The sequence below is a fragment of the Psychrosphaera sp. 1_MG-2023 genome, from assembly GCF_030548245.1.
Classification (GTDB): Bacteria; Pseudomonadota; Gammaproteobacteria; order Enterobacterales; family Alteromonadaceae; genus Psychrosphaera; species Psychrosphaera algicola.
Genome location: NZ_JAUORW010000030.1, coordinates 22,492 through 29,214, shown reverse-complemented (window position 1 = coordinate 29,214; position 6,723 = coordinate 22,492). Strand labels below are relative to the sequence as shown.

At 40.0% G+C, this 6,723-nt stretch carries 4 protein-coding genes; 3 read left to right on the top strand and 1 reads right to left on the bottom strand.

The features are described from left to right. Positions 1–164 precede the first annotated feature (164 nt). Entirely contained in the window at positions 165–2,186 is a 2,022-nt protein-coding gene (metG, locus tag Q4575_RS18825) for a methionine--tRNA ligase (RefSeq protein WP_303523853.1), read from the bottom strand. Positions 2,187–2,334: 148 nt separating this feature from the next. On the opposite strand from metG, the gene Q4575_RS18820 reads away from it, so the two are divergent. From Q4575_RS18820 to Q4575_RS18810, 3 genes are all read left to right on the top strand, one after another. Continuing rightward, the gene (locus Q4575_RS18820) at positions 2,335–3,375 is read left to right on the top strand and encodes an Mrp/NBP35 family ATP-binding protein (protein WP_215965062.1); all 1,041 of its coding nucleotides are present in this window, start codon (positions 2,335–2,337) and stop codon (positions 3,373–3,375) included. A gap of 27 nt (positions 3,376–3,402) precedes the next feature. Further along, a complete protein-coding gene (gene dcd / locus Q4575_RS18815; protein WP_215965061.1) occupies positions 3,403–3,999 on the top strand; it encodes a dCTP deaminase in 597 nt (198 codons plus the stop codon). 143 nt (positions 4,000–4,142) lie between these two features. After that, positions 4,143–6,680, top strand: coding sequence for an EAL domain-containing protein (locus Q4575_RS18810; RefSeq protein ID WP_303523852.1), 2,538 nt, complete (start codon positions 4,143–4,145; stop codon positions 6,678–6,680). Positions 6,681–6,723: the final 43 nt, after the last annotated feature.

Sequence of the window (6,723 nt, the reverse complement as noted above, 5' to 3'; positions counted from 1 at the left end):
ATGTATGAGCCAATTTTCGAATATTCCTCTATGATGAACCTAGCCATATTAGATCAGATATTTAACCAAAATGGTATTAGCGTTTGAGGCAGTTGGCTTGACAATTTGCAGTCTAATACAAAAAAGCCAGCACGACGGCTGGCTCTAATATTTATTTATACAAGCTACATAACTCGCATACCAGGCTGGGCGCCTTCGTGTGGTTCTAATATCCACAACTCTTTGCCACCAGGTCCGGCCGCTAAGATCATGCCTTCAGACATACCAAATCGCATTTTTCGTGGTTTCAGATTCGCCACGACAACGGTTAGTTTTCCTTCTAAATCTTCAGGCGAATAAGCAGCCTTAATACCAGATAGAATTTGGCGTGTCTCACCACCAATATCAAGTTGGAACTTCAACAGTTTTTCTGCGCCTTCAACATGTTCCGCCTTTATAATTTTAGCAATACGAAGGTCAATTTTGGCAAAGTCGTCAAACTCAATTTCATCGGCAATTGGGTCATCTGCTAATGGTCCTGTTTTTACAGGTTGCGTTGCAGCTAAGCTTTCTTTTGAATCTTCAACCATTGCAGCAACTTTGTCCATGTCGACACGTTGCATTAAAGCTTTAAATTTGTTGATTTCGTGGCTAACAAGTGGTGCGTCTACGCCGTCAAAAGTAAGCTCGTTATTCAAGAATGTTTCAACTTCTTTCGCCATCGCTGGTAATACCGGTTTAAGATAGATCATCAAAATTCTAAATAGATTAATCCCCATAGAACAAACATCTTGTGTTTGTTGCTGCAGGTTTTCATCTTTAACGGTTACCCATGGTGCCTTTTCGTCAATGTATTTATTGGCTTTATCTGCCAACGCCATGATTTCGCGGATTGCTTTTGCAAATTCGCGGTTTTCATAGTTTGCTGTAATAGATGCTTTGGCTTGTTGGAACTCAAGCAATAATTCTGGGCTGTCGATAGTGGCCGACAACTGACCTTCAAAGCGTTTTTTAATAAAGCCGGCACATCGACTTGCGATGTTAACTACTTTACCTATTAAGTCTGAATTCACTTTCTGGCCAAAGTCGTCAAGATTAAGATCTAGGTCGGTGATCCCGCTATTGAGTTTCGCCGCAAAATAATAGCGAAGATATTCTGGATTGAGGTGGTCTAGGTACGTTCTTGCTTTAATAAACGTGCCACGAGATTTAGACATTTTTTCGCCGTTAACCGTAACAAACCCGTGGGCAAATACATTAGTCGGTTTGCGGAAGTTTGCGCCTTCTAACATAGCAGGCCAAAATAGGCTGTGGAAATAGATGATGTCTTTACCTATAAAATGGTATAGCTCAGCCTCTGAATCCGCTTGCCAAAACTCATCAAAATTTACATTGTTATTATCACAATAATTTTTGAAACTGGCCATGTAACCGATTGGTGCGTCAAGCCAGACATAAAAATATTTGCCCGGCGCATTTGGAATTTCAAATCCAAAATATGGCGCGTCGCGGCTGATGTCCCACTGTTGTAGTCCTTGCTCAAACCACTCTTCTAATTTGTTTGCCATTTCGGCTTGAATGCTGCCGCTGTGCAACCATTCTTTTAACATAGGCTCAAATTTTGGCAGGTCAAAAAAGTAATGTTCAGAATCTTTCAGTACAGGTGTTGCACCAGAAATAGCCGACTTAGGATTTTTTAAATCTACTGGACCGTATGTAGCGCCGCACTTGTCACAGTTATCACCATTTTGATCTGGTGAATCACATTTAGGACAAGTTCCGGTTACAAAACGGTCTGGCAAAAACATTTCTTTTTCAGGATCAAACAGCTGACTAATCGAACGACGAGCGATATAACCCGCATCGTTTAGTTTGTTATAAATTAATGAAGCAAGCTCGCGGTTTTCATCGCTATGCGTACTATGATAATTGTCAAACTCGATATGGAAGTCGGCAAAGTCTTGAATTCGTTCTTTTCGAACTTCAGCAACCATATCTTCAGGAGCTATGCCCTGTTGTTGTGCCCTTAACATAATAGGTGTGCCGTGCGCATCATCGGCACAAACGTAATAACATTCGTTACCCTGTGCTTTTTGGAAACGGTACCAAATATCGGTTTGCACATATTCCATCAAATGGCCTAAGTGCAAAGAACCATTTGCGTATGGTAATGCACTCGTAATAAGGATTTTGCGAGTCGCTGTCATAATGTTGAAAAAACCTTTAGTGGCCTGTGGTCAGGCGGACTTAATAAGTAGAAAAAAGATAGTGCAGTTAACACTACTAATCAAAGCCGTGATGTTACATAATTTAGCCTCAATATGCACCCATCTATACACCTAGAAATTGAATAAAATGAATCTAACTAAACTATTTACCGGTAAAGATCTCTCTGAACAAAAAAATCAGATACGAGATAGACTCAAATCAGTTAACAACAAATGGTTTCCTAAGGGGATTTTTGGTCAGATCGAAATTGAGCAAAAAGGCAAAAGATTAGTCGTGTCATTGCCTTTCGAATCTGCAACAGTATCAACATTTTTGGCAGAGTACGTAAACGATATTTATCCCCATGTTGAATATGTCTACAAGCCAACGGTAGGAAATCATTCAAACGTCAGCGGCGTTAAAAGTATCGTCGCGGTTGCGTCTGGTAAAGGCGGAGTGGGTAAATCAACGGTTACAACAAATTTAGCTGTAACCTTGGCCAAATTAGGCCACAAAGTCGGTGTGCTTGACGCGGATATTTATGGGCCATCGATGCCAATGATGTTTGGTTTGGAAGGGGAATCGGTTACCACGAAAGATGAAAAAACGATGGAACCACATGTTAAGTTTGACGTCGCGCTCAATTCTATAGGTTTTCTTATTCCAAAAGACAAAGCGGCAATCTGGCGAGGACCGATGGCATCACGCGCTTTGATGCAGGTCGTCAACGAGACTAATTGGCCTGAGTTAGATATCTTATTAGTTGATATGCCGCCGGGAACTGGTGATATACAACTGACGATGTCAGAAAACGTTAAGTGTGACGGAGCATTAATCGTCACAACACCACAAAATGTGGCGTTGGCTGACGCTGAAAAAGGCATTGAGATGTTTCAAAAAGTTGCTACTCCGGTGCTTGGCGTTGTCGAAAATATGAGTCAATTTGTTTGTGATAATTGTGGCCATATCCATCATCTTTTTGGTACAGGTGGTGGCGAAAAGTGTGCGTCTAATCATAACGTCCCTTTGTTAGCTGAATTGCCGTTAAATCCATTAGTACGTAGTTCTGGCGATTCAGGTGTACCGTTTGTAATGTCAGAAAATGAAGATAAAGAGTACCAGCAATTGGCATTTTCACTTATGATGCAACTGTCTAAACAGACTCAACAAATTATTACGCTGGCGTAACAGCCAATACCCAATAGGAAAAAACTCATGCGTCTTTGCGATACCGACATAATCAATCATTTAAACGAGGGGCTTATTGCCATTTCGCCTAGACCTTCGGACGATTATATCACCGGGGTTACTGTCGATTTAACGTTAGGAAATCGCTTTCGTGTATTCCAAGATCATGCCGCGCCTTACATTGATTTAAGTGGTCCGAAAGCTGAGACTGAAAAAGCGCTTGAATCGATAATGAGTGACGAAATTATTATTAGTGAGGAAAAAGCGTTTTTTCTTCACCCTGGACAACTTGCATTAGCGATGACACATGAATCTATCACGATACCAGACAACCTTGTTGGTTGGTTAGATGGCCGTTCTTCATTAGCCCGTTTAGGATTAATGGTGCACGTAACGGCTCACCGCATAGATCCAGGCTGGTCAGGTAATATCGTACTAGAATTCTACAATTCAGGTAAATTGCCATTGGCATTAAAGCCGCATATGAAGATTGGCGCACTTAGCTTTGAAACCTTATCAGGACCTGCGGCTAACCCGTATCGTTCGCGAATAGATGCAAAATACAAAGACCAGGACGGAGCAATTGCGAGTCGTATTGACCGAGACGAAAAGTCTTTAGGATAAACGCCAAGTGCATTTCTAAAAATCGAAGTGAAATCAAAGCTTTGATTTTTAGAAAAAATCATTTCAATTATTTTTAACTGTTCTAAACTGTAACTATTAAACGTGTTGAAATTGATGCTTGCGAGAGGCAAACGGAGTTGACTTTGGTCATAAAACGATTGGAAAGATACAAAGGTGGATATTTACTCGCAGCCTTAATATTTTTATTAACATTAAGTTCAAGCTTTGCTAACGACATAGTCGCAATCGACGGCACGGATCTTAGTAATAGCATTGATATATTATACGTTGATGACTCCACAAGTCCTTTAAACATTGAACAAATTCAGAGACTCCCTGTAGGGATGTTTGCTGATAGTAAAGTTCATATGCATAAACCACAGTCGCTCGATTTTTCCGTATGGTACCGATTGAGCCTCAACGACTTTGCCGCACCAATTGACCAAGCCTTTGCCGTTACCGTCGATAACCCTACATTAGATACGATTTCATTTTATCTAATTGAAAATGGTAATGTAATTGATGAACGCCATCTTGGAGATAAGTCCACTAACGACTTAACTCTTGATTATGTCGTCCCTCAAATTAACATCTTTAAACTATTCGATGGTACTAAATCAATATACATCCATGTTCAAACCAATGGTGCCAGTGCAAGTCCAATAATCATCGAGCCAATTAAAGATTCAATTTTTAGAAGTACCGCGCAATTTTTACTTTTGGGATCGTTTCTTGGCGTATCCTTGATCATGATCATCTATAACTTCTTTATGTTCAGAGGTATAGGCGATACGTCTTACATGAACTACATCGGTTATGTATTTTTTGCGTGTTTTACATTATCCCTAATAAACGGCTTTATTTTTTACATACTGCCTATCAGTATTGCCCAGTGGTTTAATCAGCATCTCATGATTTCGCATTTTTGTGGGTTAGCGTTTGCTATCCGATTTGCGATTTCCTTTTTGAGAATGGATAAGATTGAACCTTGGTTTATTAATTTAGGCCGAAAATTGTCGTCACTGATGTTTGTTTTTGCCGCAAGTGGTTTTGTTTTTACTGAAGCCACATTAACACCTTATTATTTTGCTGCAGTGGCGAGTGTTTATTGCTATGCCGTCATTTTGATAATGAATTGCGTCAAAAGTAAAATGTTGTGGGTTAAATATTATATTGCGAGTTGGCTTCCTTTATTTGTGGGAGTAGGGGTTGGCGTTGCAGCCTTTAATGGTGGTGTGCCGTACAACTTTGTCACGCGAAATGGCGCTGTTTTAGGGGTATTAGCTGAAATATGCATTATGTCTGTGGCATTGATGGACAGATTCCGTGCTAATGAAATTGATAAGGAGTACCGAATGCATCACGACGGTGTGACCGGATTGCCTAATTCGTTGGCATTGGAGAAAGCCTTGAAAAAGCTAGTTGATGCCCGCGTTCCATTCAGTCTTGCTGTGTTTGAAGTACCTCAAGCAAAAGAAATCATTCCTGCTTTAGGGATAGAAAGTGCAAATACGTTTTTTAAAACTTTATTTAAAAATGTTGCCGATTACGCAAAAGGTTTTAGCACCACACATTTTTTTGATGAAGTCGATAGCCAAGCAGAGCAATACAATATCGCTCGAATTTCAGATTCTAACTTTGCAATTCTCTTTATGGGAGAGTTAGATGATGAGGCACTTAACTACAACTTTTTGACGATACAAGAAGGGGTTTCTTCTTTAATTGAAATAAATGGCGTTTCACTATCAGTCAGCTGCGTTGCCGGTATGGTGAATTACCCTACCGATATTAAAGAAAGAGATAAATTACTAATTTCCGCCTATCAGGCGATTCGTGCGACAAAAAACAATGACTTGAGTTGGGTTAAGTTTGATCAATCTCGGTCTGATGATATGCACAAAAGATTCGCGTTAGCTGCGGAATTACAGAAAGCGATAGAAGATGACGATTTAGAATTATACCACCAACCACAGATCCATATTGCCACTGGAGACGTTGTCGGTAGTGAATTGTTATTACGTTGGATGCACCCTGAAATGGGCTTTATCCCACCAGATTATATTATCGATATTGCAGAAGAAACCGGTGTTATTCATCAAGTGACTGAATGGGTAATTGAGCGTGGGTTATCGCAGCATAGTAAACTGCTGAAATTAGGATTTGAACACACAGTATCGATTAATATTTCGGGTAAAGATTTAAATGATAATAGTCTCGTCGCGCATATTTTAACAACAGTCAGTCGTTTTAGTATCCCACCGGCATCAATCATTTTTGAATTAACCGAATCAGCGACAGCAGAAGATCCTAAATTAGCCAAACGTATTCTGACCGATTTATACGAACAAGGATTTAAAATTGCTATCGATGACTTCGGTACAGGTTATTCGAGCCTAGACTATTTGTCGCAGTTACCATTCCATGAATTAAAAATTGATAAATGTTTTATGAATATTGATGTGTCGGAGCGGAACCAAACAATTACTGACATGACAATTACGTTAGCAAGCCGACTGAAAGTCAAAGCTGTTGCAGAAGGTATTGAGACAGAAGTTGTCGCAAATATGCTTAAAGACTATGAAGGACTCATTGGCCAAGGGTATTTCTACTCAAAACCAATGCCATTTATTGAATATATGCGATGGTTGCAAGAGTCAAATCGACTAGATTTACGTCGTTAGTCCAAACCATAATGAAGAACGATAGGTAAACGCCAGCAACGAG